The following is a 26832-nucleotide window of genomic DNA, read 5'->3' as shown; positions in this document are numbered from 1 at the left end:
GCAACTGCTTTTTCACATCACACGCTTTCAGTGTAGCGGCCCAGTCAGCGCGCCGGGCACTGCGCATGCCTCTGCGCGGCACCTCGACACCTTACCCTTTATCCGCGCAGCGGTTCCAGCGGGCGCGTCTTTTGCTTCCGCTGACGTATCCGGCCCTGACTTTCCGCGGCATCCGCCGCCGCGCTTTTTGCACAAGCACGACTATCTTTGAGTCTTCCAGGCAATTGGCGATGCCTGTGGAAAACGAGCAGCACCGTAACGCCAGCGCTTCAAAGAACGCCTGACCGCCATGACGGCGACCAGGAATTAAAACCCTGAGGTATTTATGAGTACCAACCTCGACCAGCTCACCGATTGGTTGAAAGAACACAGGATTACCGAAGTCGAATGCATGATCGCCGACCTCACCGGTATCACACGGGGCAAGATTTCACCGACCAACAAGTTCATTGCCGAAAAGGGCATGCGCTTGCCGGAAAGCGTACTGCTCCAGACCGTGACGGGCGATTACGTCGAAGACGACATCTACTACGAATTGCTGGACCCCGCAGACATCGACATGTTCTGCCGTCCTGACCAGAGCGCGGTGTTTCTGGTGCCCTGGGCCATCGAGCCGACCGCGCAGGTGATTCACGACACCTACGACAAGCAAGGCAACCCCATCGAGCTGTCCCCGCGCAACGTCCTCAAGAAAGTCCTCAAGCTCTATGCCGACCAGGGCTGGCAGCCGATTGTGGCGCCGGAGATGGAGTTCTATCTGACCAAGCGCAGCGACGACCCCGATTACCCGCTGCAGCCACCGGTCGGTCGCTCGGGTCGTCCGGAAACCGGTCGGCAGTCGTTCTCAATCGAAGCCGCCAACGAATTCGACCCGCTGTTCGAAGACGTCTACGACTGGTGCGAGCTGCAGAACCTCGACCTGGACACGCTGATTCACGAAGACGGCACCGCGCAGATGGAGATCAACTTCCGTCACGGCGACGCGCTGTCTCTGGCGGATCAGATTCTGGTGTTCAAGCGCACCATGCGCGAAGCTGCCCTCAAGCACGATGTGGCCGCAACCTTCATGGCCAAACCCATGACCGGCGAGCCCGGCAGCGCGATGCACCTGCACCAGAGCATCATCGATATCGAAACCGGCAAGAACATCTTCTCCAATGAAGACGGCACGATGAGTCAGCTGTTCCTGCAGCACATCGGCGGCCTGCAAAAGCTGATTCCCGAGCTGTTGCCGCTGTTCGCGCCCAACGTCAACTCGTTCCGCCGCTTCCTGCCGGACACCTCCGCGCCGGTGAACGTGGAGTGGGGCGAAGAAAACCGCACCGTTGGCCTGCGCGTACCGGATGCCGGCCCGCAGAACCGCCGTGTGGAAAACCGTCTGCCCGGCGCCGATGCCAATCCGTATCTGGCCATCGCCGCCAGCCTGTTGTGCGGTTTCATCGGCATGGTCGAGGGCCTGAATCCCAGCGCCCCAGTGGTCGGCCGTGGTTACGAACGCCGCAACCTGCGCCTGCCGTTGACCATCGAAGACGCGCTGGAGCGCATGGAAAACAGCAAGACGGTCGAAAAGTACCTCGGCAAGAAATTCATCACCGGCTACGTCGCAGTCAAGCGCGCCGAGCACGAAAACTTCAAGCGTGTGATCAGTTCGTGGGAGCGGGAATTCCTGCTCTTCGCCGTCTGACGTTCCGGGGCGTCGCCTGATTCGAGTGGATTCCGAGTGAATGCCAAGCGGATCGACGGCGCCCCACACGCGATACCACAATGGAGTGATTCATGAGTTCCAACAACCCGCAAACCCGCGAATGGCAAGCCCTCAGCAGTGATCATCACCTGGCGCCGTTCAGCGATTTCAAGCAGTTGAAAGAGAAAGGGCCGCGCATCATCACTAACGCCAAGGGCGTTTACCTCTGGGACAGCGAAGGCAACAAGATCCTCGACGGCATGGCCGGGCTCTGGTGTGTCGCCATTGGTTATGGTCGTGAAGAGCTGGCGGACGCTGCCAGCAAACAGATGCGTGAGCTGCCCTATTACAACCTGTTCTTCCAGACGGCTCACCCGCCGGCACTTCAGTTGGCGAAGGCCATTTCCGACATCGCCCCCGAGGGCATGAACCACGTGTTCTTCACCGGTTCCGGCTCGGAAGGCAACGACACGGTGCTGCGCCTGGTTCGCCATTACTGGGCGATCAAAGGCCAGCCGAGCAAGAAAGTCATCATCAGCCGCGTCAACGGTTACCACGGTTCGACCGTCGCCGGCGCGAGCCTGGGCGGCATGACCTACATGCACGAGCAGGGCGATTTGCCGATTCCGGGCATCGTGCACATTCCGCAGCCTTACTGGTTCGGTGAAGGCGGTGACATGACGCCCGACGAGTTCGGCGTCTGGGCGGCCGAACAGTTGGAGAAGAAGATTCTCGAACTGGGCGTGAACAACGTCGGCGCGTTCATCGCCGAGCCGATTCAGGGCGCCGGCGGTGTCATCGTTCCGCCCGACACCTACTGGCCGAAGATCAAAGAGATCCTCGTCAAATACGACATCCTCTTTGTGGCCGACGAAGTGATCTGTGGCTTTGGCCGCACCGGGGAGTGGTTCGGCAGCGACTTCTACGACCTCAAGCCGGATTTAATGACCATCGCCAAGGGGCTGACCTCGGGCTACATCCCCATGGGCGGCGTCATCGTGCGCGACGACGTGGTCAAGGTGTTGAACGAGGGTGGCGACTTCAACCACGGCTTCACTTACTCCGGTCACCCGGTGGCGGCGGCAGTGGGGCTGGAGAACATCCGCATTCTGAGTGAAGAAAAGATCGTCGAACGGGTGAAGTCTGAAACGGCACCCTATTTGCAAAAGCGTCTGCGCGAGCTGAGCGATCACCCGCTGGTGGGTGAAGTGCGGGGCGTCGGCATGCTGGGCGCAATCGAACTGGTGAAAGACAAGGCCACTCGGGAGCGCTATGTCGGCAAAGGCGCAGGCATGATCTGTCGCACTTTTTGCTTCAATAACGGCCTGATCATGCGGGCCGTGGGCGACACCATGATCATCTCGCCGCCGCTGGTGATTACCTTCGCCGAGATCGACGAGCTGATCGAAAAGGCGCGCAAGTGCCTGGACCTGACGCTTGAGTCATTGCAAGGCTGAATTTTTTTCGGGAAATTGCCAGACTGTCCGCCGTCTAGACGCCGCTTACATAAAAACACTGGAGCCGTACGCATGAAGAAATTTGGCAAAACCCTCCTGGCCTTGTCCCTCATGGGCGCAGTGGCCGCCGCTGCACACGCCGATGACAAAGTCCTCCACGTCTATAACTGGTCCGATTACATCGCACCGAACACCATCGCCGACTTCGAAAAAGAGTCGGGCATCAAAGTGGTGTACGACGTGTTCGACAGCAACGAGACCCTTGAAGCCAAGCTGTTGGCCGGTAAATCGGGTTACGACATTGTCGTTCCGTCGAACAACTTCCTGGCCAAGCAGATCAAGGCCGGCGTCTACCAGGAGCTGGACAAGTCCAAGCTGCCAAATTACAAAAACCTCGATCCTGCCTTGTTGAAAGCCGTGTCCATCAGCGACCCGGACAACAAGCACGCGTTCCCGTACATGTGGGGCTCGATCGGCATCGGCTTCAACGCCGAGAAGGTCAAAGCCGCATTGGGCGCTGATGCACCGGTCAATTCCTGGGATCTGCTGTTCAAGCCAGAGAACGCCGCCAAGCTGAAAGGCTGCGGTATCAGCTTCCTCGACTCGCCGACCGAAATGCTGCCAGTGGCGCTGCATTACCTGGGCCTGCCGACCGACAGCCAGAAGAAGGAAGACATCCAGAAGGCCGAGGATCTGTTCAAGAAGATTCGTCCTTCGATCACCTACTTCCACTCGTCCAAGTACATCTCGGACCTGGCCAACGGCAACATCTGCGTAGCCGTGGGTTACTCGGGTGACGTCTACCAGGCCAAGGCGCGTGCTGAAGAAGCAGGCGGCAAGGTCAAAGTCAGTTACAACATTCCGAAAGAAGGTGCAGGCAGCTTCTACGACATGGTCGCCATCCCGAAAGATGCCGAAAACGTTGAAGGCGCCTACAAGTTCATGAACTTCATCCTGCAACCGAAGGTGATGGCTGAAATCACCAACTCCGTGCACTTCCCGAACGGCAACAAGGCGGCAACCGAGTTCGTCGACAAGGACATCACGTCTGACCCGGGCGTTTACCCGCCGGCGGACGTTCTGGCCAAGTTGTATGCGATCGCCGACTTGCCGGCGGCGACTCAACGCCTGATGACACGCAGCTGGACCAACATCAAATCGGGTAAATAAGCCTGACCGGGTGCGTCGTTTCGTACGGCGCACCTGTGGGAGCGAGCTTGCTCGCGAATGCGGTTTGCCTGAGCCGGATGCATGACTGACACACCGCAATCGCGAGCAGGCGCACTCCTGCAGGTTTGGCGTCAGCCGTCATGACACCCGCGTCACAAAAAGTTTTTTTGCGAGAAGGGTTTATCGAAGGTAAGTTGCGCGCCGGATGGGTCACAGGCAGTCGTTACTGTCATCGGTACGGGCAACAGGCCCACCTACTAAAAAAGGACTGCACACGTGTCTATTTCTTTATTTTCAAAAGGCTTGCTGCTCGGCGCCGGGCTGACGCTCGCGGCCGGTGCCTACGCGGATTCCACCGTTCGCATTTATAACTGGTCCGATTACATCGGCACCACGACGCTGGAGGACTTCACGTCCACCACCGGGATCAAGACCAAGTACGACGTGTTCGATTCCAACGAAACCCTGGAAGGCAAGCTGCTGGCCGGTCATACCGGGTATGACGTGGTCGTGCCGTCCAACCATTTCCTCGGCAAACAGATCAAGGCCGGGGCGTTTCAAAAGCTCGACAAATCACAGCTGCCGAACTACTCCAATCTCGACCCCGAACTGCTCAAGCGCCTGGAAAAAAACGACCCGGGCAACCAGTACGCCGTGCCTTATCTGTGGGGCACCAACGGCATCGGCTACAACGTCGACAAGATCAAGGAAGTCTTGGGCGTCGACACTATCGATTCGTGGGCCATTCTGTTCGAGCCTGAGAACATCAAGAAGCTGCAGAAGTGCGGCGTCGCGTTCCTCGACTCGGCTGACGAGATGATCCCCGCAGTCCTCAATTACATGAAGCTGAGTCCGAACAGCACCGACGAGAAAGACTACAAGGCCGCCGAAGCCAAGCTGCTCAAAGTCCGCCCTTACGTGACCTATTTCAACTCGTCCAAATACATCACTGACCTGGCCAACGGCGACATCTGTATCGCTGCCGGTTTCTCCGGTGACGTCTTCCAGGCCAAGGCCCGTGCCGCAGAAGCCGGCAAAGGCGTCAACATCGCCTACTCGATCCCGAAAGAGGGCGGCAACCTGTGGTTCGACATGCTCGCCATCCCTTCGGATGCGCCGGACGTGAAGGCCGCTCACGCGTTCATCAACTACATCCTCAAGCCCGACGTGATCGCCAAGGTCAGTGATCAGGTGGGTTACGCCAACCCGAACCCGGCTTCGGGCGAGCTGATGGATCAGGAAATTCGCAACGATGAGGCGGTTTACCCTTCGAAGGAGATACAGGAGCGCCTGTACGTCAACTCCGAGCTGCCTCCCAAGATCCAGCGTGTCATGACGCGCAGCTGGACGAAGATCAAAACCGGTAAATAAAGACCTTGGCGCCCGGCCCCATTGGCCGGGCGCAAAAACAGTTGGGAGTTTCACCCATGGCAGTTGCCTCCGGCGCCTACAAGAAATCCCTTGAGGGTGGTCAGCAACCGAAACAGGTGCTGGTCAAAATCGATCGGGTCACGAAAAAGTTCGATGAGACGATTGCTGTGGACGACGTGTCTCTGCAGATCAACAAGGGTGAAATCTTTGCCCTGCTCGGCGGCTCCGGCTCGGGGAAATCCACCCTGCTGCGCATGCTTGCCGGCTTTGAACGCCCGACCGAAGGCCGCATTTACCTCGACGGCGTCGACATCACCGACATGCCGCCGTACGAACGTCCGATCAACATGATGTTCCAGTCCTACGCGCTGTTTCCGCACATGACCGTGGCGGACAACATCGCTTTTGGCCTCAAGCAGGACAAGCTGCCCAAGGCCGAAGTCGAAGCCCGCGTGGCCGAGATGCTCAAGCTGGTCCAAATGACCCAGTACGCCAAGCGCAAGCCGCACCAGCTGTCGGGCGGACAACGCCAGCGTGTGGCACTGGCGCGTTCGCTGGCCAAGAAGCCGAAACTGCTGCTGCTCGACGAACCCATGGGCGCACTGGATAAAAAGCTGCGTTCGCAGATGCAACTGGAGCTGGTGGAAATCATCGAGCGCGTTGGCGTGACCTGTGTGATGGTGACCCACGACCAGGAAGAGGCCATGACCATGGCCGAGCGCATTGCGATCATGCACCTGGGCTGGATCGCGCAGATCGGCAGCCCGATCGATATCTACGAAACGCCCACCAGCCGCCTGGTGTGCGAGTTCATCGGCAACGTCAACCTGTTCGATGGCGAAGTCATCGAAGACATGGAAGGCCATGCGCTGATCAGCAGCCCTGAGCTGGAACGCAAAATCTATGTCGGCCATGGCGTCACCACGTCGGTGGAAGACAAGCGGATTACCTACGCGCTGCGTCCTGAAAAGCTGCTGGTGACCACCGAACAGCCGACGTTCGAACACAACTGGTCGCGGGGCAAGGTTCACGACATCGCCTATCTGGGCGGTCACTCGGTGTTCTACGTGAAACTGCCGTCGGGCAAGCTGGTGCAGTCGTTCGTCGCCAACGCCGAACGTCAGGGCACACGTCCGACCTGGGACGATGAAGTCTTCGTCTGGTGGGAAGACGACAGCGGCGTGGTATTGCGCTCATGAAAATCCGAAAAATAAAACGGGCTTTCAATCGAATAAAACCCACCGGGCGCCAGGCCGTTATTGGCGTGCCGTTCCTGTGGCTGTTTCTGTTTTTCGCGCTGCCGTTTCTGATCGTCATCAAGATCAGCTTCGCTGAAGCGGACGTGGCGATTCCGCCGTACACCGAGATCTTCACCTACGTCGAGCAGAAGCTCGACATCGTGCTCAACTTCGCCAACTACGCCCTGCTGACCAGTGACGATTTGTACATCTCGGCGTATCTCGGCTCGTTGAAGATGGCGTTCATCAGCACCGTGCTGTGCCTGTTGATCGGCTATCCGATGGCCTATGGGATCTCCATCGCCCGCAAAGAGATGCAGACGGTGCTGTTGCTGCTGATCATGATGCCGACCTGGACCGCGATCCTGATCCGCGTTTACGCGTGGATGGGCATCCTCAGCAACAACGGCCTGCTCAACGCGTTTCTGATGTGGCTGGGTGTGATCAGCGAGCCGTTGCAGATCCTCAACACCAACCTCGCGGTGTACATCGGCGTGGTGTACTCGTATCTGCCGTTCATGATCCTGCCGCTGTACGCGAATCTGGTGAAGCACGATCAGAGCCTGCTGGAAGCCGCATCGGACCTGGGTTCGAGCACGTTTAACAGCTTCTGGAAAATCACCGTGCCGCTGTCCAAGAACGGCATCATCGCTGGCTGCATGCTGGTGTTCATTCCGGTGGTGGGCGAGTTCGTCATCCCGGAACTGCTGGGCGGCCCCGAGACGCTGATGATCGGTAAAGTGCTCTGGCAGGAATTCTTCAACAACCGTGACTGGCCGGTAGCGTCGTCGCTGGCAGTGGTCATGCTGTTGATCCTCATCGTACCGATCATTCTGTTCAACCGCAGTCAGGCCAAAGAGCTGGAGGGCAAGGCATGAGAGGCTTCCGATTCTCGAACCTGATGTTGGTACTGGGCCTGATCTTCATCTACGCGCCCATGGTCATTCTAGTGATCTACTCGTTCAACGCCTCCAAGCTGGTAACGGTCTGGGGCGGCTGGTCGGTGAAGTGGTACGTCGGGCTGCTCGACAACACCCAACTGATGAGCGCGGTCATGCGCTCGCTGGAAATCGCCCTCTACACGTCGATCGCTGCAGTGGCGCTGGGTACGATGGCGGCGTTCGTGCTGACGCGGATCACCCGGTTCAAGGGCAAGACGTTCTTTGGCGGTCTGGTCACGGCGCCACTGGTGATGCCGGAAGTGATCACCGGTCTGTCGCTGCTGCTGCTGTTCGTGGCGATGGCGCAGCTGCTCGGCTGGCCGGAGGAGCGCGGCATCGTCACCATCTGGATCGCCCACACGACGTTCTGTGCGGCGTATGTGGCGGTAGTGGTGTCGGCGCGTCTGCGTGAGCTGGACATGTCCATCGAAGAAGCAGCAATGGACCTGGGTGCGCGGCCGTGGAAGGTGTTCTTCCTGATCACCATCCCGATGATCGCGCCATCGCTGGCGGCGGGGGCGATGATGTCCTTCGCGCTGTCGCTGGACGACCTGGTGCTGGCGAGCTTCGTCTCCGGCCCGGGGTCGACGACCCTGCCGATGGAAGTGTTCTCGGCGGTGCGCCTGGGCGTGAAGCCTGAGATCAACGCGATTGCCAGTCTGATTCTGTTGGCGGTGTCGATTGCGACCTTCCTGGTCTGGTTCTTCAGCCGCCGCGCGGAAAACAACCGCAAACGCGCCATCCAGCTAGCCATCGAAGAAGCTGCGGCAGACGGTTGGAAACAGCCGGACCTGCGTCGTGCAAAGGTGGTTGAGTCGGTTTGATCCCGATCACTGCTCCAGTGAGATGTTCCCACTGGATGCACGCGATGCTGTTAGTGGGACCGGCTTTAGCCGGGAAGAGGCCGGTGTGTGCGCTATAGATTTGCGGCGTAACGCACTACGCCTTCCCGGCTAAAGCCGGTCCCACAAGTTGGGACTCCAGCCAGCCCCACTGGATGCACGCGATGCTGTTAGTGGGACCGGCTTTAGCCGGGAAGAGGCCAGTGCGTGCGCTATAGATTTGCGGTGATGGGTTAATGCCCCGGCACTAACCGCAACGCCTCTTTGCTGTTCCCCGCCACATCTCCTTCGCTGAACCGCTCCGGCGCGTACTCGCCGTTGACGTAGCGCTGCGCCTGATCGGCGTAGTGCTTGTCGAACAGCACGCCGCTCTGGCCCACCGGGTTGATCCCCAGGGCGTGGGCCGGGTCGGCGAAGTCGATAAGGCGGCGCGTCGATGGGCCGTAAGTCACCGGCCATGGCGCGGGGCCTATGCTTGCTGACAGGTTGTTCGGCACCTCATGGGTACCCGGCGCCGCGAATGGCCCGACGTTGAACAGCATGTCCAGCGGCGGTTGTTTGCCCAGCGGATGCTCGTGGGTCAGCGTGTGCGCCTTGCCCCAGGTCCATTCATCCGGGTTCTGCCCGTACAGCGATTTCAAATGTGAGACCGCTGCGTGCCAGGCGACCTTCACCGTGTTGCCGCGGCTCTCGGGCTCTCGAGAATGGCGATTGTTCCACCACGGCGAATCGGCGTCGGCAGCCAGTCGCGGCAGGGCCAGGTCAATGAGTCGTGTCGACAGCAGCGTCGTGAACATCCCGTCGCTCAGCTCGTCATGGAACACCTGATCGGTCAGATTGAACAGGAACTGATTGAACAGCGTCGCCCCCACCGAATCCACGGAGTAGTCACCGTTCCAGGCGGCCAGGCGCTCCAGCAGATCGTGCTCCTCCGGCTCGCTCACCACGCGGCGCAGCACCGGAATCAACGGCGTCAGAATCTGCTCGGCGTAGTCAGTCCGCGTGCCGAGCTGCAGCGCCTTGCTGTTCTCCAGATTCCATTTCACCTTGTCGTCGCTCAACTGGTTATTCAGCTGGCGACCGCGCTCGGGGAGATTGTAGTAGCCCGGAATCTCCATCCCCGTGGGCGACACCGGCTGGAAGTTCGCCGAGACGATATAACCCCGCGCCGGGTTTTCTTCCTGCGGGTTGTCGCTGATAGGGTAGAAACCGTTCTTGTCAGCCTGCTCGGAGCTGCCGTCGAGAATGAACGTCGGATTGACCCCCGCAGGCCGCTTCGGCAACTGCGCCGCCGCCCACCAGCCGATATCGCCCTTGGCGTTGGCGTAGACGATGTTCAGGCCCGGCGACTGAATCTTCTCGGCGGCGCTGCGCATCTTCTCCAGCGTGTCGGCGCGGTTGGCTTCGTAGAAGCCCTGCAGGATCGGGTTGTCCGACTCGAGAAACGACCACCACATCGCAATCGGCGTGTCGCTCGGCTGTTGCGCCCCATTGGCGCCCAGCGCGTCATTGACGATCGGGCCGTGGGGTGACTGACGCAAGGTGATCGTGACGGGGGCTTGACCCTTGACGTCGATCTGCTCGGTGCGTGAGGTCATGTCCACCCAGGCGCCGTGGTACCAGACTTGGTTGGGGTTATCGGGGTTGGTCTTTTCACCGATCAGGTCCAGGTCATCGTTCTGGAACATCGTCAGGCTCCAGCCGAAATCCAGATTATGGCCGAGCAGCGCGAAGGGGTTGAGCGCCTGAAAATGCCCGTACAGCTCGAAACCTGGCGCGGTCAGCTGGGCTTCGTACCAGACCGCCGGCACCGAGAAACGAATGTGCGGATCACCCGCCAGGAGCGGTTTGCCACTCTGGGTGCGGCTGCCGGACACCGCCCAGGCATTGCTGCCCTCGAACTGCGGCAGGCCAGCTTTCTCAAGCGCCTGCTGGCTGAGCAGTGCCAAGTCATTGAGGCCTTTCCAGTCGTTGCCGGTCAGCGCGGGCGTTTGACTGCCCCCGGAAGATTGTCCAAGCGCGCCTTTCGGCTGCCAGTCCAGATCAAAGATTTTCAGGTATTCCGGGCCCAGTTGATCCCGCACGTAGGTCATCAAAGGCTCGGTGCGAAACGCCGCCGCAAAGCTGTACGCCAGATACCCGCCGACGCTAAGGGTGTCTTGCGCCGTGAACGGCCGCTCGCGAATGCCCAGGACGTCGAACTCGATCGGCTTGGAATGCGTCGCCTGATATTGATTGATGCCGTCCAGATACGCTTGAAGCGCCTTCCACGCCGGCGTGTTTTTGTCCTGGCGCGCGACATAGGCATCGGCGTGCTCGCGGATGCGCAGGCTACGGAACAGCTTGTCGGTGTTGACCAGCTTGGGACCGAGGACTTCAGCCAGCTCGCCGCGCGCCAGCCTGCGCAGGATTTCCATCTGGAACAGGCGGTCCTGAGCGTGGACATAGCCCAGAGCGCGGTACAAATCGTCCTGGTTGTCGGCACGAATATGCGGCACGCCGCGCTCGTCGTAACGCACGGTGACCGGGGCCTGGAGGCCTGTCAGGGTCATCTCGCCATCGCGGACCGGCTGCTTGCCGTGGATGTACCAGGCGCCCGCGCCCCCGATGAGCACCAACACTGCGACGACGAAATAAAGGCTGCGTTTCATCCGGGGGCTCAAATGAGAATCGTGAAGGTTTTGCAGGCTACAGATTTGTCTCGCGACTGGGTAGACAGCCCGCTCACGGATTTAGGTCGCGTAACTTGCCACGCCGCAGCGGACAGATGACACTTCCGTGCGGCCGCTTCCCACACACACCTCATCTGGTATTCCGATGTCTGACACGTTCGATCCCGATCACCTGCGTGCTGAGCTGTTGCCGCTAAGCGTGTCGCAAGCGCCATCTGAAGAGGCCCAGGCTTATCAGCGTTTCTACGGCCTAAACGCGCTTGGCCCGAATGGCTTGATCAGCAGCCGGATTGGGCGCGTTGAAGTGGGCGGTTACGACATCGTCACTCAGCTGTGGATGCCCGAACAGCCGGTCGGCACGCTGGTGCTGATGCATGGGTTTTACGATCACATCGGCTTGTATCGTCACGTCATCGACTGGGCATTGGAGCTTGGGCTGGCGGTGATAGCCTGCGACCTGCCGGGCCATGGACTGTCCAGTGGGGCGCGGGCAAGCATTACCGACTTCGCGGAGTATCAGGCCGTGCTGGATCGGCTGTTTATCGAAGCCGAAAGCCTCAACCTGCCGCAGCCGTGGCACCTGTGCGGGCAAAGCACCGGCGGCGCGATTGTCATCGATCACTTGCTGCATCACGGCGACGCCAGCCCGGCGCAGGGTCAGACCATCTTGCTGGCGCCGCTGGTGCGGCCGCGCGGCTGGGCCTTGTCGAAACTCAGCTACTACCTGCTGCGCGGCTTCGTCAAAGCCATCGACCGGCGCTTCAGCGAAAACTCCAACGCCCCGACCTTTCTGCCGTTCCTGCTGGCGGATCCGTTGCAGCCCCGGCGCTTGCCGACCGTCTGGGTGGGCGCGCTGGCCAAATGGATCGAGCGCATAGAGCGCGCGCCGCGCAGCCGCCGCAGCCCGCTGATCATACAGGGCGAGTCGGACATGACCGTGGACTGGAGACATAATCTGCCAGTGCTCAAGGATAAGTTCGCCGAGCCGCAGATCTTCATGCTGCCCGAAGCGCGGCATCACCTGGTGAACGAGTCACCCGCGCTGCGGGCGCGGTTTTTTGAGTTTCTGACGCAGCGGATGGGGTAGGGCTCGGAGGGCGGGTTTCCCGACTGAAGTCGATCCCACTGACGTTATTTGACAGTCTGCCCGACCGCCAATCCCGCGCGAACGGCGGCCAGCGCGGCCTTGTAGTAGGCCTTGCCCTCGTTGGACTCGGCGAAGGTCGCGAACTCGTCCAGCTCGCCGTCCGACAGGTCGCGGTACACGTAAAGCAGCGTGTTGTTCACGTCTTTGCCGATCTGCCCCATGAGCCGCTGACGCTGACTGTCGAGCATCGCCTGGGTCGTTCCGCCGCCCATCAGGCCTGGAATCATTGAACTCAGGCTGTCGGCGGCGACGCCAGCAATCGCCATGCTGACCTCGGCGCCGGCTTCCTTGGCGGGGAGCGCGTTGGCCAGGTGGCCGATGATCAGCAGGCGGTTGTCGTCGGCCTGGATGTGCGGCAGGCCTTGGGCGTTTTTGGCCAGTTGGTCCGGGCGCGTCGCGGTGAGCTCGGCGTTGACGATCTTGCGGCCCAGGGGCGACTGGAAAAACTGCAGTGCAGGGTTCGGGTCTTGCAACGTCTGGCGCAGCATTTGCTCCCCGCGCTGGTCCATCGCCTGGGGCGCGAAACGCTGATTGCTGTTGCTCACCAGAGCGTCGAACACGGCCGGTGGAAGGCTGTTGCGGTAACGCTGCTGAGCGGCTTTCAAGGCATCGACAAAATGAGCGCGTTGTTCCGGCCAGCCGGCGAGCGTGTACAGCTGATCGTGGCCGTCTGCCCAAGCGGGCAAAGTGCAGAACATCAACAGCAGGAAAAACAGACGGCGCATTAGAGACTCCTGTCGGCAGGCCGCCATTCTCGGTGGGGCAGCGGGGATTTGTCGAGTTAACACTTGCCAGACCCCGCTAAAAACCGTGGGTTCGATCAGCAGTGGGGCAAAACCGCCGGGCGTATTCAACCCCGCAAAAATATTCCTCATTCGCCGGACTGCAGGCTCTGTCGGATTAATCGGCGTATGGATACTATGCGCGCCATGCGCATATCCCCTGATCACCCGCTGCTGTTGCGAATCGTCGACGACCTGGCCGAGCGTGGCTGGTCGCAGCAGAACATCTTCCTGCCCGACACCCTGACCCGCGAGCTGGCGCTTGAGTGCCGCACGCGTGCCGTTCAGGGCGAGCTCGCACCTGCTGCGGTGGGGCGCGGGCCGGCGCAGGAGGTTCGGGAGGGGATTCGCGGCGATCACATTCAGTGGCTGGAAGCGGGGCAGGCCGAGCCGTGCGATCGCTATCTGGACCTGATGGAGAGCCTGCGTCAGGCGCTGAACCGGGGCCTGTTTCTGGGCCTTGAGGATTACGAAAGCCACTTCGCGCTCTATCCGCCAGGGGCCTTCTACCTCAAGCACGTGGACCGTTTTCGCGATGACGACAAACGCATGGTCTCGGCGGTCGTCTACCTCAATGACGGCTGGTTGCCAGAGCATGGCGGCCAGTTGCGGATGTACCTGAAGGGCGGCGTCGAGTATGACGTGCAGCCCTCCGGCGGCTGCCTGGTGGTGTTCCTCTCGGGCGACATGCCCCACGAAGTCATGCCGTCGACCCGCGAGCGACTGTCGCTGACCGGCTGGTTCAGGCGGCGCGGGAACGAGCCGTTCGAGCTGTAGCGAAACGCGCTTGACCTTGCGGCAGCCGGAAATTGCAAGCCGACCCCCGATCCCGTGGGAGCGAGCTTGCTCGCGAAGAGGCCCAGACATCCGCTACATATTTAGCGTCAGAAATGCCGCCTTCGTGAGCAAGCTCACTCCCACATGGACGGTGTTTGCTGCGCGACAGAGGCGTGACGGCTCCCGCAGCGGTTGTGGTTGCTGTGTGACTCCCCATCGGCTCAACATGAAATCTTCTACATCAAATCACTCACCGAGACACTTGGCCGCCAACCGCAGCTAAGGTAAAGGTCGGTCCCGAGCGGTTGTCTGTCGGGGTGAAGAGGCTTCGACTCCCGAACCCGCCAGCCGCACATCGATAAAAACGGAGAGATCATGAAGACGTTATTCGCTAGAACTGCCCTCACCGGACTGCTGCTGGGGGCGAGCTTGCTGGCCCAGGCCGCCGACATCCCTCGCACGGCATCGCCCGCAGGCGCCGAGGTTTACATCATCTCGCCCAAAGACGGCGCGACCGTCAATGGCGCCTTCAAGGTGCAGTTCGGCCTCAAGGGCATGGGCGTTGCCCCGGCCGGCGTTGACGTGCCGGACACCGGTCATCACCACCTGCTGATCGACGTCAAGGATCAGCCCGACATGACCGCGCCGCTGCCGACCACCGACAACATCCGCCACTTCGGCAAGGGCCAGACCGAAACCGAGCTGAACCTCACGCCGGGCCAGCACACTCTGCAACTGCTTGTGGGCGACAAGAACCACGTCCCGCTGAACCCGCCGGTCGAGTCGCAGAAGATCACCATTACGGTCAAATAACGCGTATCCGCAGAGGCCATGGATGGCGTTCTACAGGTTGGTACGCCGCATACTCAAGACCGGAAAAAGGTAGAGGGGATCGCGCGCATAGCCTCAGACAGTAAAAAGAGCAGCAATGATCTAAGCGGGAATAGGGAAGATCAGGCTGAATGTTGTGACATCCCCAGGTTTGCTTTCAACCGCTACGCGTCCTTCGTGCAAGCTCATGATTGAGCGCACGATGGCAAGTCCTAACCCTGTCCCACCTTGCTGCCGGGAGCGGCTTGCATGAACCCTGTAGAAGCGATCAAACAGGCGAGGAAGGTGTTCCGCTTCAATCCCTTCGCCTGTATTGCGTACCGCCAGCGAAACTTCCTCTTTCAGGGTTGAAAGGCTGAGCGTAACGGGAGTGCCGGCTGTCCCGTGTCTGATGGCATTCGAAAGTAGATTTGAAATGGCGCGCTGGATCATCAGACGATCACCGGAGACCTTTGCATCTCCCTGCACCACAACGGACATCTTCTTTTCTTCCGCTGACATCGCAAAAAGCTCCGCGACCTTTTCTGCTTCTTCTCGCAGATCAATTGAACTGAACGTCAGCGGCGCAGACGGTTGGCTGACGCTGGCTAAAAACAGCATCTGGGAGACCATACGAGACAGTCGCTCAAGCTCTTCGGTACACGATTCGAGTACTTGCTTGTATTCCGCCGGAGGCCTCTCCCTGGACAGAGTCACTTGAGCCGTGCCCATTAGATTATTCATCGGCGAGCGCAGTTCATGTGCCAGATCGTCCGAGAACTGGGCGAGCTGCTGAACGTCGCCGTCCAAGCGGTGCAGCATGAAATTGACCGCATGGGCCAGGTCGCTCAGCTCTTCAGGCAGACCGTGTACCTTCATCCTGTGCGAGAGGTCGCGGGCGGATACCCTCTCTGCAACCTTGCGCAATGCCCTGAGCGGTTTGAGTCCGCGATGAACTACCCACCATGCGCAGCCACCCACCAGGAGCAAAATAAAAGGCAATGCGATCAGCGTGGACTTCACATAAGCGTTGAGTAAGGTGACATCACTTTTTCTATCGAGGGTCAGCATGACCAGAATCTGTTGGTCATTTTTGAGTCGAATCAGCTTATGCGCCATCAACAAGTCATGGCCATCGGAGGAATCCAGTCGCTGGAACTCCAGTGATCGGCTCCCTGTTTTGGGTATCGGTAACTCGACCGCGTCATCGTTTCCAAGGATCAGCAGCTGCTTTCGTGGAATGCTCGAGTCCATGATGGTGAGGGTCAAATTGTCGTGACCGACGATTTGATCACGCAGGTTATGGGGATGAAGCACGATGTCCGCTGCCGTTGCGGAGCTTTCGGCGAGACTGTGTTCAACCTGCGCTAACTTCTCTGTCAGCCCATCTTTTGCCTGGACATCCAACTGGCGCGAAATAGATGCATAGGCGAACGTCGCCATGACCAATGCCAATACAGCACTCATCGCTGTGACAGTGATGCCGAGCTTCGTCGAGAGTCGCGTGGGTCTCATTCGCGAGCTTCCAACACGTAGCCAACCCCGCGAAGGGTATGAATCAACTTCTGATCAAAAGGATCGTCTATTTTGGCCCTCAGTCGCCTGATCGATACCTCGACAACATTGGTATCGCAGTCAAAATTCATGTCCCACACCAGGGAGATGATCTGAGTCCGCGACATCACCTCTCCGCTGTGTCTCATGAGCACGTGCAGGAGGGCGAATTCTTTAGTCGTCAGATCGATGCGCCGAGTGCCCCTGAACGCTCTATGCCTGCCTTGATCCAGTTCAAGGTCGCCGACGCGCAGCACTTCGGGCAGTCCCGCTTGTTCACTCCGGCGCATCAAGGTTCGAACCCGTGCAAGCAGTTCTGGAAACTCGAAAGGTTTGACCAGATAGTCGTCAGCTCCCATTTCCAGGCCTCGGACTTTTTCATCGAGCCGCCCGCGAGCGGTCACCATCATCACTCTGGTATTACTTGTTTCTCGCAGCCGGGCCAGTACCTCCCAACCCTCCATTTCTGGCAAGTTTACATCCAGTATCACAATATCGTATGCCTGGTGCTGAGCGAGACAAAGACCATCGAGGCCGGTGTTTGCGACATCAACTACATAGCCGCTCTCCGTGAGTCCCTGATGCATATACTCGGCAGTTTTGGGCTCGTCCTCTACAACAAGGATTCGCATGGCAGGATTTCCTGTTTGAATTAAGTAGTCAGTTGCCAAATAGGTCGTTGGGTTAACTATTTTTCTATAGTTTTATTGACGAATTTTTCACAACCCTTTGGATGCAAAGCAAATTCTTATCCCTGTAGTCGCTACAGGGTCAAGCGTGACCAGCCGAAAGGCTCAGGTTTTCGGGGTATGGCGACGTTATGTCGCATCTCCCTGACAGCGCTGACTTCAGTCATTCACCACTCACGAGATCTCGCAAAATAGTGCAAGGGTGCACATGTTGCAGCACGTTTCAGCCAAGGCTAAAACACATCGGCTCGAGATTGTAGTTTCAAAAGGTTTTTCGTTTTTGTAGATAACGTAATTGTAATTTTCCAGTCATCCCTCTGATAACTCCTATTACATAAAGTCCGCCCATCAAACCCTGGCTTCAGAGCTGGCGTTATACCTGTTTATTTTTAATTGGGTGGTTTATGCAACTGGAGAAGTGCGACTGTGCTCGGACATAGACGATTATCCATGACCTCTTCGATGAGGCTGGGTGCATTTTGCGTGTTGTTGCTGCCTCTCGCCGCACCTGGTGTTGTCGTTGCTCAGAGTCTGAGCTTGCCCCAAGCCATTGAGTCGGCATTTGCTGAAAACCCTGATCTTGCTGCCGCTCGAAGGGAGATAGGGATCGCCGAAGGTGATAGACAGCAGGCTGGGCTCATGCCGAACCCGGTGGTTTCCTGGGAAGCGGAAGACACCCGTCGTAGTACCAGCACCACGACCGTCATGCTGAGTCAGGCATTGGAGCTCGGCGGCAAGAGAGGAGCGCGTATCGATGTCGCGAGCCGTGGCCAGGACGCTGCTCAAATCGAGCTGGAGCGTCGCGGGAACGAGCTACGTGCCGAAGTGGTTCAGACGTTTTACGCCGCCGTTCGAGCTCAAACGGGGCTGGATCTGGCGCAACAATCTCACTCCCTGGCTGAGCGCGGGCTTGAGATCGCCGAGGGCCGTGTGCGTGCCGGTAAATCATCGCCGGTAGAGGCTACCCGTGCGCAAGTCCAGTTGTCCGAGACCAACCTGCTGGTTCGACGCGCACAAACGTTGAAAGCTAATAGCTATCGCGACCTCGCCCGTGCAACCGGCTCCGCATCGGCGACCTTCGATAGCCTGGAATACGCCGATCTGTCCCCGGGCAAGGCGCCACTCGCTGCGAAAATACTCACCGCAATCGATCGGTCTGCCGAGCTGCGCCTGGCCCAGGCTCAGATTGAACAGCGAGACGCATCATTGGGTTCGGAGCGTGCGCAGCGCATCCCGGACCTCACGGTCAGCATTGGCAGCCAATACACCCGCGAGGATCGCGAGCGTGTCAACGTGGTTGGTTTTTCGATGCCCCTTCCGCTTTTCAACAGGAATCAGGGAAACGTGCTTGCGGCTTCGCGTCGCGCTGATCAAGCCCGCGACCTGCGTAATGCGGTGGAGCTGAGACTGCGTACCACCACTCAATCTGCCCTTGCCCAATGGGTAACGGCCACACTCGATGTGGAGGCTTTCAATCAGGTCATCTTGCCGTCCGCCAAAAGCGCGGTCGATGCGGCGACCCGAGGCTTTGAGATGGGCAAGTTCGGCTTCCTCGAAGTTCTCGATGCTCAGCGCACGCTGATCGATGCCCGAAGCCAATATCTGGAGTCGTTGGCCAACGCCACTGACGCCAGGGTCACTGTCGAGCGGATCTACGGCGATCTCAGCCCATTCAGCACTCATCCTTAAAGCTATTTTTACGCACTTATTGAGCGCATCGCACTGTGTGCAAGCGCATGATCGCCGGGAGCATTCATGAACAAAAAACGGAGCATTACCGCCGCACTGGTGGTGATAGCCATCATCGGTTTGAGCAGTCTGACGGTCACCCGTCAAGGACTCCCCGTTGCTGCAGAGTCCCAGCCTTCCGGCAAGGATCATGGCAAAGAAGGCAATGAGGCGCACGCCGAAGGCGATGGTCACGGTGGAGAAGATTCTGACGAGGGCAAGGGTGAATCCCATGAAGAGGAAGGCCAGCTTGAACTGACCCCGGAGCAAATAAACGCAGCCGGCATCGAGCTTGCCCTGGCGGGGCCGAGGTTGATGAATACGTCGGTCACTTTTCCAGGGGAGATCAGATTCGACGAAGACCGCACGACCCATGTAGTCCCACGGGTGAGTGGCGTCGTTGATGAAGTCAGAGTCGAGTTGGGCCAATCGGTAAAGAAGGGGCAGGTACTCGCTGTGATCGCAAGCCAGCAAATCACGGACATGCGCAGCGAACTGAATGCCGCGCAGAGAAGAACCGAGCTGGCTCGCTTGACCATGCAGCGCGAAAAAAAACTGTGGGAGGACAAGATTTCCGCCGAGCAGGACTACTTGCTTGCGCGCCAGTCTTTCCAGGAGGCAGATATCAGCCGGTCGAACGCTCGGCAAAAACTGAGCGCGATTGGTGCCAGTGTCAACGCAGCCGCCGGCAATCGCTATGAGTTGATTGCCCCATTTGACTCTGTGGTTGTGGAGAAGCATCTCGGCATTGGCGAAGTGGTGAACGAAGCCACTGCAGCCTTCACGCTTTCTGACTTGTCGCGTGTCTGGGCAACCTTTGGTGCGACGCCAAAGGATTTGCAGCGCGTGGTAGTCGGGCGAGCCGTGACGGTCAGCGCACCTGATCTTAACGCTCAGGTCGAAGGCCGGATCAGTTACGTGGGAAGTCTGCTTGGCGAGCAAACCAGGGCTGCCGCTGTGCGGGTGATCCTGAATAACCCCGAGGGCGCATGGCGTCCCGGACTGTTCGTCTCCGTTGATGTGGCGGCGGATAAAGCCAATGCCTCGGTCAGCCTCCCCGAGTCGGCCATTCAGACAGTGGAAGATAAGCCGTCAGTGTTTGTTCGCAATGCTGAAGGTTTCCAGCTGCGTGCCGTGGAGGTCGGTCGCCGAGATGGTGGCTTCGTGGAAATCGTCCAAGGCCTGGACGCCGGCGCCCAAGTGGCCTCTGCCGGCAGCTTCATCCTCAAGTCCGAGCTGGGTAAGAGCTCTGCCGAGCATGCCCATTGACCTGCGTCGCAAGAGTAAAACGCCATGTTTGAACGGTTGATTCAATTCGCGATTGAGCAGCGCATTGTCGTGATGCTCGCTGTCTTGCTGATGGCGGGGCTCGGTATTGCCAGTTATCAGAAACTGCCTATTGATGCGGTACCTGACATCACAAACGTTCAGGTTCAAATCAATACCGCCGCTCCAGGCTTTTCACCCCTGGAAACGGAGCAACGGGTTACCTTTTCCATCGAAACGAGTATGGCCGGGTTGCCCGGTCTGAAGCAGACCCGTTCGCTATCGCGTTCTGGTCTATCCCAAGTGACGGTCATTTTCGAAGACGGCACCGATCTGTTCTTCGCCCGTCAGTTGGTGAGTGAGCGTCTCCAGACTGCCAAGGAGCAATTACCTGAAGGAGTTGAGGCCGTCATGGGGCCCATTTCAACGGGCCTGGGCGAGATCTTTCTCTGGACTGTCGAGGCTGAAGAAGGCGCCAGGAAGGAGGATGGAAGCGCCTATACACCCACCGATCTTCGAGTCATTCAGGATTGGATCATCAAGCCACAGTTGCGCAACGTTCCCGGCGTTGCCGAGATCAACACGATCGGCGGTTTCGCCAAGCAGTACCAGATCGCGCCTGATCCCAAAAAGCTTGCTGCTTATAAGCTGACGCTGAACGATCTCGTCGCCGCGCTTGAGCGTAACAACGCCAATGTCGGGGCCGGCTACATTGAACGTGGGGGCGAGCAGCTGTTGATTCGAGCACCTGGCCAGCTCGGCACGGTGAAGGACATCGCGAACATCGTCATCGCGAACGTCCAGGGCACGCCGATCAGGGTCAGCAGCGTCGCTGATGTGGGTATCGGACAGGAACTGCGTTCGGGAGCCGCTACCGAGAACGGGCGTGAGGTTGTCCTGGGCACGGTTTTCATGCTGATCGGAGAAAACAGCCGAACGGTCTCGCAAGCAGTGGCTGCGAAACTGGCTGATATCAACCGCTCGCTGCCTCAGGGTATCCACGCGGTGACGGTGTTTGACCGTACCAATCTCGTTGAAAAGGCCATCGCGACCGTCAAGAAGAACCTGATTGAAGGCGCCATTCTCGTCATCGCAATTTTGTTCCTGTTTCTGGGTAATATCCGCGCCGCTTTGATCACCGCCATGGTGATCCCGCTCGCTATGTTGTTCACGTTTACCGGCATGTTTGCCAACAAGGTCAGCGCAAACCTGATGAGCCTGGGGGCGCTCGACTTTGGCATCATCGTGGACGGGGCTGTGGTGATCGTTGAAAACGCGATTCGAAGGCTTGCTCATGCGCAGCACAAGTACGGCCGGATGCTGACGCGCACCGAGCGTTTTCACGAAGTGTTTGCCGCCGCTAAAGAAGCTCGCAGACCGCTCATTTTCGGCCAGTTGATCATCATGGTCGTTTATCTGCCGATCTTTGCCCTCACCGGTGTGGAAGGCAAAATGTTCCATCCCATGGCGTTTACCGTGGTCATCGCATTGTTGGGCGCCATGATCCTTTCCGTCACCTTTGTACCTGCCGCGATCGCGATGTTCGTGACTGGCAAAGTGAAGGAAGAAGAAGGTTTCGTCATGCGCACGGCTCGGGTGCGTTACGCACCGGTTCTGGCGTGGGTGCTGCAGCATCGTGCGATCGCTTTCAGCATGGCCTTTGTGCTGATCGTCTTGTCCGGCTTCACCGCCAGCCGAATGGGCAGTGAGTTCGTACCCAGCCTGAGCGAGGGTGACTTTGCGCTGCAAGCCCTTAGGGTGCCGGGCACGAGCCTCACTCAGTCTGTAGAAATGCAGAAGCGCCTTGAAAAAGCCATCGTTGAAAAGGTGCCTGAAGTAGAACGAATGTTTGCTCGAACAGGTACCGCAGAGATTGCTGCCGACCCGATGCCGCCAAACATTTCCGATAGCTACGTCATGCTGAAACCACAAAGCCAATGGCCAGATCCGGGCAAATCTCGTGAGTCGCTCATTGCAGAGTTGCAGCAGGCGGCAGCGGGCGTGCCAGGGAGTAACTACGAGTTCTCCCAGCCTATCCAACTGCGCTTCAACGAGCTTGTTTCAGGGGTACGAAGCGACGTTGCGGTGAAGGTGTTCGGCGACGACATGGACGTGCTGAATCAAACGGCAAGTCAGATCGCGGCCACTCTGCAAAAAGTGCCGGGCGCGTCTGAGGTCAAAGTCGAGCAGACGACGGGCTTGCCTGTGTTGACCATCAACATCGATCGGGACAAAGCCGCACGTTACGGTCTGAACGTGGGCGACGTGCAGGACGCTATTGCTACGGGTGTGGGAGGTCGTCGGGCCGGCACTCTTTATGAAGGGGACCGCCGGTTCGATATGGTTGTGCGGCTGTCGGATGAGATGCGAACCGATGTCGCCGGGCTTTCCAGTTTGCTGATTCCGGTTCCGGCTACCGCGGGCAGTAGCGATCAGCAAATCAACTTCATCCCGTTGTCGCAAGTGGCGACGCTGGATCTGATACTCGGGCCTAATCAGATCAGTCGCGAAAACGGGAAGCGTCTGGTGATCGTAAGCGCCAACGTTCGCGGACGTGACCTCGGTTCGTTCGTTCAGGAAGCAGGTGTAAGCATCGACAGCGCAGTGAAAATCCCGCCTGGCTATTGGACCGATTGGGGCGGTCAGTTTGAACAGCTTCAATCGGCTGCCAAACGTCTCCAGATTGTGGTGCCGGTGGCTTTGCTGATGGTTCTCGCATTGCTGTTCATGATGTTCAACAACCTGAAAGATGGGTTGCTGGTTTTCACAGGCATTCCATTTGCTTTGACGGGGGGCGTGCTTGCACTTTGGCTACGGGACATCCCGTTGTCGATTTCGGCCGGGGTTGGATTTATTGCCTTGTCCGGCGTGGCTGTACTGAACGGCCTGGTAATGATCGCCTTCATTCGCAACTTGCGTGAAGAGGGACGCTCACTGGGCGACGCGATCAATGAGGGTGCGCTCACTCGTTTGAGGCCAGTGTTGATGACTGCGTTAGTCGCGTCACTGGGGTTCATCCCGATGGCCTTGGCAACGGGGACAGGCGCTGAGGTTCAACGACCGTTGGCAACCGTGGTCATTGGAGGAATCCTTTCCTCCACAGCGCTGACGCTGCTCGTCCTGCCAGCGCTTTATCAATGGGCCCACAGGAAAGAAGAGGACTAACCGTTCTTTCCGTTCCTCCGTTGAAGAGCTCGCGCCGGGAGACTGGCGCGAGCTTTTTCACGCGTGGTGTTCATGCCCTTCTGCGCTGTGCTCGTCATCATGGAAACCATCATGTTCGAGTTGAATGGTGCAGTGGTCGATTTCGAAGCCCTGGCTCACGGAGGTGGTCACGTTGGCCAGGATTTCCTGTCCGTTCAGGGACGCCTGCGCTATCACCACATGCACGCTCATGACGTTCTTTCCGCTGGTGACTGACCACACATGGAGATCATGGATCGCCTTGACACCCTCGACCGCCAGAATGGTCTGCTCAACCTCTTTGAGCTCAATGCCATTGGGCACACCCTCCAAAAGTACGTTCATGCTTTCACGCAAAAGCGTCCAGGTTCTTGGCAGCACCCAGAGTCCGATACCGGCTGCCACGAGGGAGTCCACCCAAGCCCACCCGGTGAACCAGATGACGACTGCCGCAACAATTACGCCTATCGAGCCGAGCATGTCGCTCCAGACCTCCAGATAGGCTCCCTTTACATTCAGGCTTTCTCCGCTGGCACTTCCCAGCATCCGCATGGAAATCAGGTTCACGACGAGCCCCAGCGTGGCAATGACCAGCATGCCGACCGACTGGATGGGAGCAGGCGTGAGGAGTCTTTCGTAGGCCTCGTACAAGATGTAGATGGCCACGAAGAACAGCAGAATGGCATTGACTGAAGAGGCGAGGATTTCAAACCTCGCGTAGCCAAATGTTCGATTTCGGTCGGCGGGTCGCTTGGCAATCTGGAAGGCTAACAGCGAGATACCCAAGGCAGCCGAGTCAGTGAACATGTGTGCGGCATCAGACAAGAGTGCGAGGCTTCCCGTGATCCAGGCGCCTATGACCTCGGCGATCATGAAACCTGTCGTGAGAAGAAGCGCCATGAAAAGCATTTTTTCATGGCCTGCGCGCACTTGGCCGTGGCTGTGACCTGAGCTCATCGAGAGATCCTTGGGATTCATGGACAGGGAGAGGTAATGGTTGAACTGACTATGACATGCAGTCTGGCAGGGCCGTTCATCCTTGGGCCGTCGAAAAACAAGCAAAAAAAAGCGCCCAATGGGCGCTTAAAGATTCACCTTAACCAAAGGAGCTCGGGAGCTTCCAAAGGTGAATAGGGTTGCCGGAGGGTATTAGCCTTCGGACTTTTTCACGTCGTCAGCGCGGGATTTTTCCTCAACGCGGACATATTCAGTGGCAGCCTTTTTATCGTTGAATCGTACTTCTTGCGCGATTCGCATTTTTTGAGCTGCATGATTTGAGCGCTCACTGCCGTCTTGGGCGAACAGAGAAGTGCTAGAGAGAGCGGCGACCGTCAGAACCAACGATTTGATGAGATTCATGGTTGTTACCGTATGGAGTGGAATGGCAGTACCTGATCAGCGTCTGGGCTCATCAGGAGTTGAGGCAATAGTAAGTCGCGGTGGCTAACAGGAACGTGAGGGAACAATTACAATTCTGTCAGGAAAGAGCAGCGCCGCTAAATCCCATGCCCGCGACAAGATTTCCAAATGGTAATTCTCGCGCAACGTTCCAGTAAGTGCTGATTGGTTAAGTTAGGTCATCACTTAAACGGAGACAAAACATGCGCATTGCCAAATCCTTTATTTTTGCCCTTGCAATCCTTTCGCCCGTCGCTTCTTACGCCTTTGCAAGCGATGACTCGGTGGCGAACAACATCATCAAAGAACATCAGGAAGTGGTCATTCAGTATGCGGCCCGAGAAAATAAACCTGTACCAGCTATTGTTGAATATAAATATGGGATGAAGCTGGATATTGCGAAGGTCGTCCGAGTCTCCCCGGAGACGAGGGTCTGTAAAGTGATGACTAAACTAATGACCTACGAAGACGCCAAGGGTGAGTTAAACACGTTGCAATACCAGGTCATGAGCGGTTGCCGAGGCAAAAATTGACACTGTTTGCTGATGCATCATTACCCTGTTTGAATTCAGCATCGGAGCGGCCTTCATGGCCGCTTTTTTTTCCTCAAAAAAGCCGTACTGTCGGGATAAATGGCGCCTTTGTTGCGGCACAAAAAAGGTGCCCATCAGGGCACCTAAAGACGCTTTGGCTGGGGCTGCCCGTTAGCCCTCAGAGGACGCTGATGGGGTATTCGACGATCAGCCTCACCTCGTCAAGGTCCGACTCAAACGCAGTAGCCCTTGTGGTCGCCTGGCGCAGGCGCAGCGACAGATCTTTCAACGTGCCGGTCTGGACGACGTATTTCGCTTCGATATCCCGCTCCCAGCGTTTTTGATCTTTGAGCGGATTACCGTCTGAGTCTCGACGCATGTACGTGCTGTTGGCGTTGGAATAGTCCGCGTCTGTACCCTTGCCATACCGGGTCATGAACGAGAGACCTGGCACTCCAAAGTTGCTCATGTCCAGGTTGTAGGTCGCCATCCAAGACCGTTCCTTCGGCGAGTTGAAGTCGCTGTATTGAATGGAGTTGGCGACGTAGATCGAGTCCGACTGTCTCAGGTAGTCAAAGTCGTCATCGCCCTGGTTGCGCTGGTGCGACAATGCGAAGGTGTGAGAGCCATATTTCAGGGCGACCTTCACGCTCCAGATATCATTGTCGAACTTGCCGAGAAGCTTCTTGCCTTCATCGGTTGCGTTGTAGTAGTTGACGCTACCGGTCAGAGCCATTTGATCGGAAAGGGGAAGTACGTAGGAGGCAGAGGCGTACTTCTGGTCCCACGCGTCTTTCAGGCGGCTTCCGTACAGGCCCAGGGTCAGCCGATCGGTTGCATCGTAGTCACCACCGAAGTAACCAATCCATGGAGAGTTGACCGGACCCGCGTAGAACGTAGCGAAGTTGTCGCGGATTGAAGTTGACTGGGGCTGACTCATCGAATGAAGTCGACCGCCCTGAACGGTCAACCCGCTGATGCTTTTGTTCGTGGCTGTGACACCCCGAAAGCTTTCGGGAAGAACACGCGAATCACCAAAGGATACGACTGGGGTCGACGGGAATACGTCGCCGACGTTGACGACCGTATCGAATGCCCGTGCCTTCACGGAGCCACCCAGCTTGGTGTATTCGTCCTCGGCCTCGCCGTCGTTATCGACAGGCAAGACGTCGAAAGAGCTCTGAAATCCGTTCCGGCCTCCGCCGGTATCAAGCTTGATCCCCATCAAGGCAAAAGCATCCACCCCCACGCCGAATGTACCTTGTGTGAAACCGGATTCGAATTTGGCGATAAAGCCTTGCGCCGTTGCTTCGGAATAGCCGTTCCCGGTAGCAGTCGACTGCCCTTTACGGTTATCACGGTTCATATAAAAGGTGCGGCTTAGAACGTTGAACGTACTGCCTTCGATAAACCCTTCTTTTTGCTCCTCTGCAAAACCGGCAACAGGCGTGACGCTCGCGAGCGTTGAGAAAACCGCGAGGGACATTTTTCTAAGGTGAGTCATGTGCGCTCCGTACGAATCGGCAGATTGCTTTTAGACGTGTCGACCTGGCTTATATTTTTAAATCCGAGAGCTGCCAGTGGGCGCAA

At 58.1% G+C, this 26832-nt stretch carries 21 protein-coding genes; 14 read left to right on the top strand and 7 right to left on the bottom strand.

The features are described 5' to 3' along the window. Nucleotides 1–325 precede the first annotated feature (325 nt). The 7 genes from QWI20_RS20295 to QWI20_RS20265 all read left to right on the top strand — a co-directional run bounded on the left by QWI20_RS20295 (nt 326) and on the right by QWI20_RS20265 (nt 8685). Complete coding sequence (locus QWI20_RS20295; RefSeq protein WP_037016227.1) at nt 326–1684, top strand: glutamine synthetase family protein; 1359 nt, start codon at nt 326–328, stop codon at nt 1682–1684. Between the two features lie 92 nt (nt 1685–1776). Beyond that, nucleotides 1777–3141, top strand: a complete 1365-nt coding sequence (locus QWI20_RS20290) for an aspartate aminotransferase family protein (protein ID WP_369306952.1) — start codon at nt 1777–1779, stop codon at nt 3139–3141. 72 nt (nt 3142–3213) lie between these two features. After that, nucleotides 3214–4311: a polyamine ABC transporter substrate-binding protein gene (locus tag QWI20_RS20285; protein ID WP_369306951.1), complete on the top strand. Its 1098-nt coding sequence runs from the start codon at nt 3214–3216 to the stop codon at nt 4309–4311. Between the two features lie 276 nt (nt 4312–4587). After that, a complete protein-coding gene (locus QWI20_RS20280; RefSeq protein WP_369306950.1) occupies nt 4588–5682 on the top strand; it encodes a polyamine ABC transporter substrate-binding protein in 1095 nt (364 codons plus the stop codon). 56 nt (nt 5683–5738) lie between these two features. Next, nucleotides 5739–6881 (top strand): polyamine ABC transporter ATP-binding protein, encoded by a 1143-nt coding sequence (gene potA, locus QWI20_RS20275; RefSeq protein ID WP_282369842.1) that lies wholly within the window; start codon nt 5739–5741, stop codon nt 6879–6881. Then, on the top strand, nt 6878–7798 hold the full coding sequence (locus QWI20_RS20270) for an ABC transporter permease subunit (protein WP_037016213.1): 921 nt from the start codon (nt 6878–6880) through the stop codon (nt 7796–7798). The genes potA and QWI20_RS20270 overlap by 4 nt, the downstream gene beginning before the upstream one ends. After that, nucleotides 7795–8685: an ABC transporter permease subunit gene (locus QWI20_RS20265; protein ID WP_192171268.1), complete on the top strand. Its 891-nt coding sequence runs from the start codon at nt 7795–7797 to the stop codon at nt 8683–8685. The genes QWI20_RS20270 and QWI20_RS20265 overlap by 4 nt, the downstream gene beginning before the upstream one ends. Nucleotides 8686–8936: 251 nt before the next feature. Here the strand turns inward: QWI20_RS20265 and QWI20_RS20260 are convergent, their stop codons facing one another. Beyond that, nucleotides 8937–11354, bottom strand: coding sequence for a penicillin acylase family protein (locus QWI20_RS20260; protein ID WP_369306948.1), 2418 nt, complete (start codon nt 11352–11354; stop codon nt 8937–8939). A 166-nt stretch (nt 11355–11520) separates the two neighbouring features. Between QWI20_RS20260 and QWI20_RS20255 the strand changes: the two genes are divergently transcribed. Next, nucleotides 11521–12462, top strand: a complete 942-nt coding sequence (locus tag QWI20_RS20255; RefSeq protein ID WP_369306947.1) for an alpha/beta hydrolase — start codon at nt 11521–11523, stop codon at nt 12460–12462. 44 nt (nt 12463–12506) lie between these two features. Here QWI20_RS20255 and QWI20_RS20250 read toward each other — a convergent pair whose 3' ends face one another. Continuing rightward, on the bottom strand, nt 12507–13247 hold the full coding sequence (locus QWI20_RS20250; RefSeq protein ID WP_065987353.1) for a DUF2059 domain-containing protein: 741 nt from the start codon (nt 13245–13247) through the stop codon (nt 12507–12509). Nucleotides 13248–13442: 195 nt separating this feature from the next. Between QWI20_RS20250 and QWI20_RS20245 the strand changes: the two genes are divergently transcribed. Further along, nucleotides 13443–14081, top strand: a complete 639-nt coding sequence (locus QWI20_RS20245) for a 2OG-Fe(II) oxygenase (RefSeq protein ID WP_369307006.1) — start codon at nt 13443–13445, stop codon at nt 14079–14081. Between the two features lie 375 nt (nt 14082–14456). Beyond that, entirely contained in the window at nt 14457–14894 is a 438-nt protein-coding gene (locus tag QWI20_RS20240; protein WP_369306946.1) for a DUF4399 domain-containing protein, read from the top strand. Between the two features lie 120 nt (nt 14895–15014). On the opposite strand, the gene QWI20_RS20235 is transcribed toward QWI20_RS20240, so the two are convergent. Then, nucleotides 15015–16406, bottom strand: coding sequence for a heavy metal sensor histidine kinase (locus QWI20_RS20235; protein WP_369306945.1), 1392 nt, complete (start codon nt 16404–16406; stop codon nt 15015–15017). Then, nucleotides 16403–17077: a heavy metal response regulator transcription factor gene (locus QWI20_RS20230; protein ID WP_133773521.1), complete on the bottom strand. Its 675-nt coding sequence runs from the start codon at nt 17075–17077 to the stop codon at nt 16403–16405. Before QWI20_RS20230 ends, QWI20_RS20235 begins: the two co-directional genes overlap by 4 nt. A gap of 519 nt (nt 17078–17596) precedes the next feature. On the opposite strand from QWI20_RS20230, the gene QWI20_RS20225 reads away from it, so the two are divergent. The 3 genes from QWI20_RS20225 (at nt 17597) to QWI20_RS20215 (ending at nt 23293) form a co-directional block, all read left to right on the top strand. Then, nucleotides 17597–18823, top strand: a complete 1227-nt coding sequence (locus QWI20_RS20225; protein WP_369307005.1) for a TolC family protein — start codon at nt 17597–17599, stop codon at nt 18821–18823. 66 nt (nt 18824–18889) lie between these two features. Further along, nucleotides 18890–20131, top strand: coding sequence for an efflux RND transporter periplasmic adaptor subunit (locus QWI20_RS20220; protein WP_369306944.1), 1242 nt, complete (start codon nt 18890–18892; stop codon nt 20129–20131). A gap of 24 nt (nt 20132–20155) precedes the next feature. After that, on the top strand, nt 20156–23293 hold the full coding sequence (locus tag QWI20_RS20215) for a CusA/CzcA family heavy metal efflux RND transporter (protein WP_369306943.1): 3138 nt from the start codon (nt 20156–20158) through the stop codon (nt 23291–23293). 57 nt (nt 23294–23350) lie between these two features. On the opposite strand, the gene QWI20_RS20210 is transcribed toward QWI20_RS20215, so the two are convergent. Next, nucleotides 23351–24268 carry a cation diffusion facilitator family transporter gene (locus tag QWI20_RS20210; protein ID WP_369306942.1) on the bottom strand — a complete coding sequence of 306 codons (918 nt, stop codon included), beginning with the start codon at nt 24266–24268 and terminating at the stop codon, nt 23351–23353. A gap of 192 nt (nt 24269–24460) precedes the next feature. Beyond that, on the bottom strand, nt 24461–24670 hold the full coding sequence (locus tag QWI20_RS20205; RefSeq protein ID WP_369306941.1) for a hypothetical protein: 210 nt from the start codon (nt 24668–24670) through the stop codon (nt 24461–24463). 242 nt (nt 24671–24912) lie between these two features. Here QWI20_RS20205 and QWI20_RS20200 point away from each other — a divergent pair, with 242 nt between their 5' ends. Continuing rightward, nucleotides 24913–25242, top strand: coding sequence for a DUF2790 domain-containing protein (locus QWI20_RS20200; protein WP_369306940.1), 330 nt, complete (start codon nt 24913–24915; stop codon nt 25240–25242). Between the two features lie 178 nt (nt 25243–25420). Here the strand turns inward: QWI20_RS20200 and QWI20_RS20195 are convergent, their stop codons facing one another. After that, nucleotides 25421–26746, bottom strand: coding sequence for an OprD family porin (locus tag QWI20_RS20195; RefSeq protein WP_369306939.1), 1326 nt, complete (start codon nt 26744–26746; stop codon nt 25421–25423). Nucleotides 26747–26832: the final 86 nt, after the last annotated feature.

Source organism: Pseudomonas sp. W2-17, assembly GCF_041060445.1.
In the GTDB taxonomy this organism is placed as follows: Bacteria; Pseudomonadota; Gammaproteobacteria; order Pseudomonadales; family Pseudomonadaceae; genus Aquipseudomonas.
Note: the sequence above shows the minus strand (reverse complement) of the source record. Positions and strands in the feature narration are given on the sequence as shown.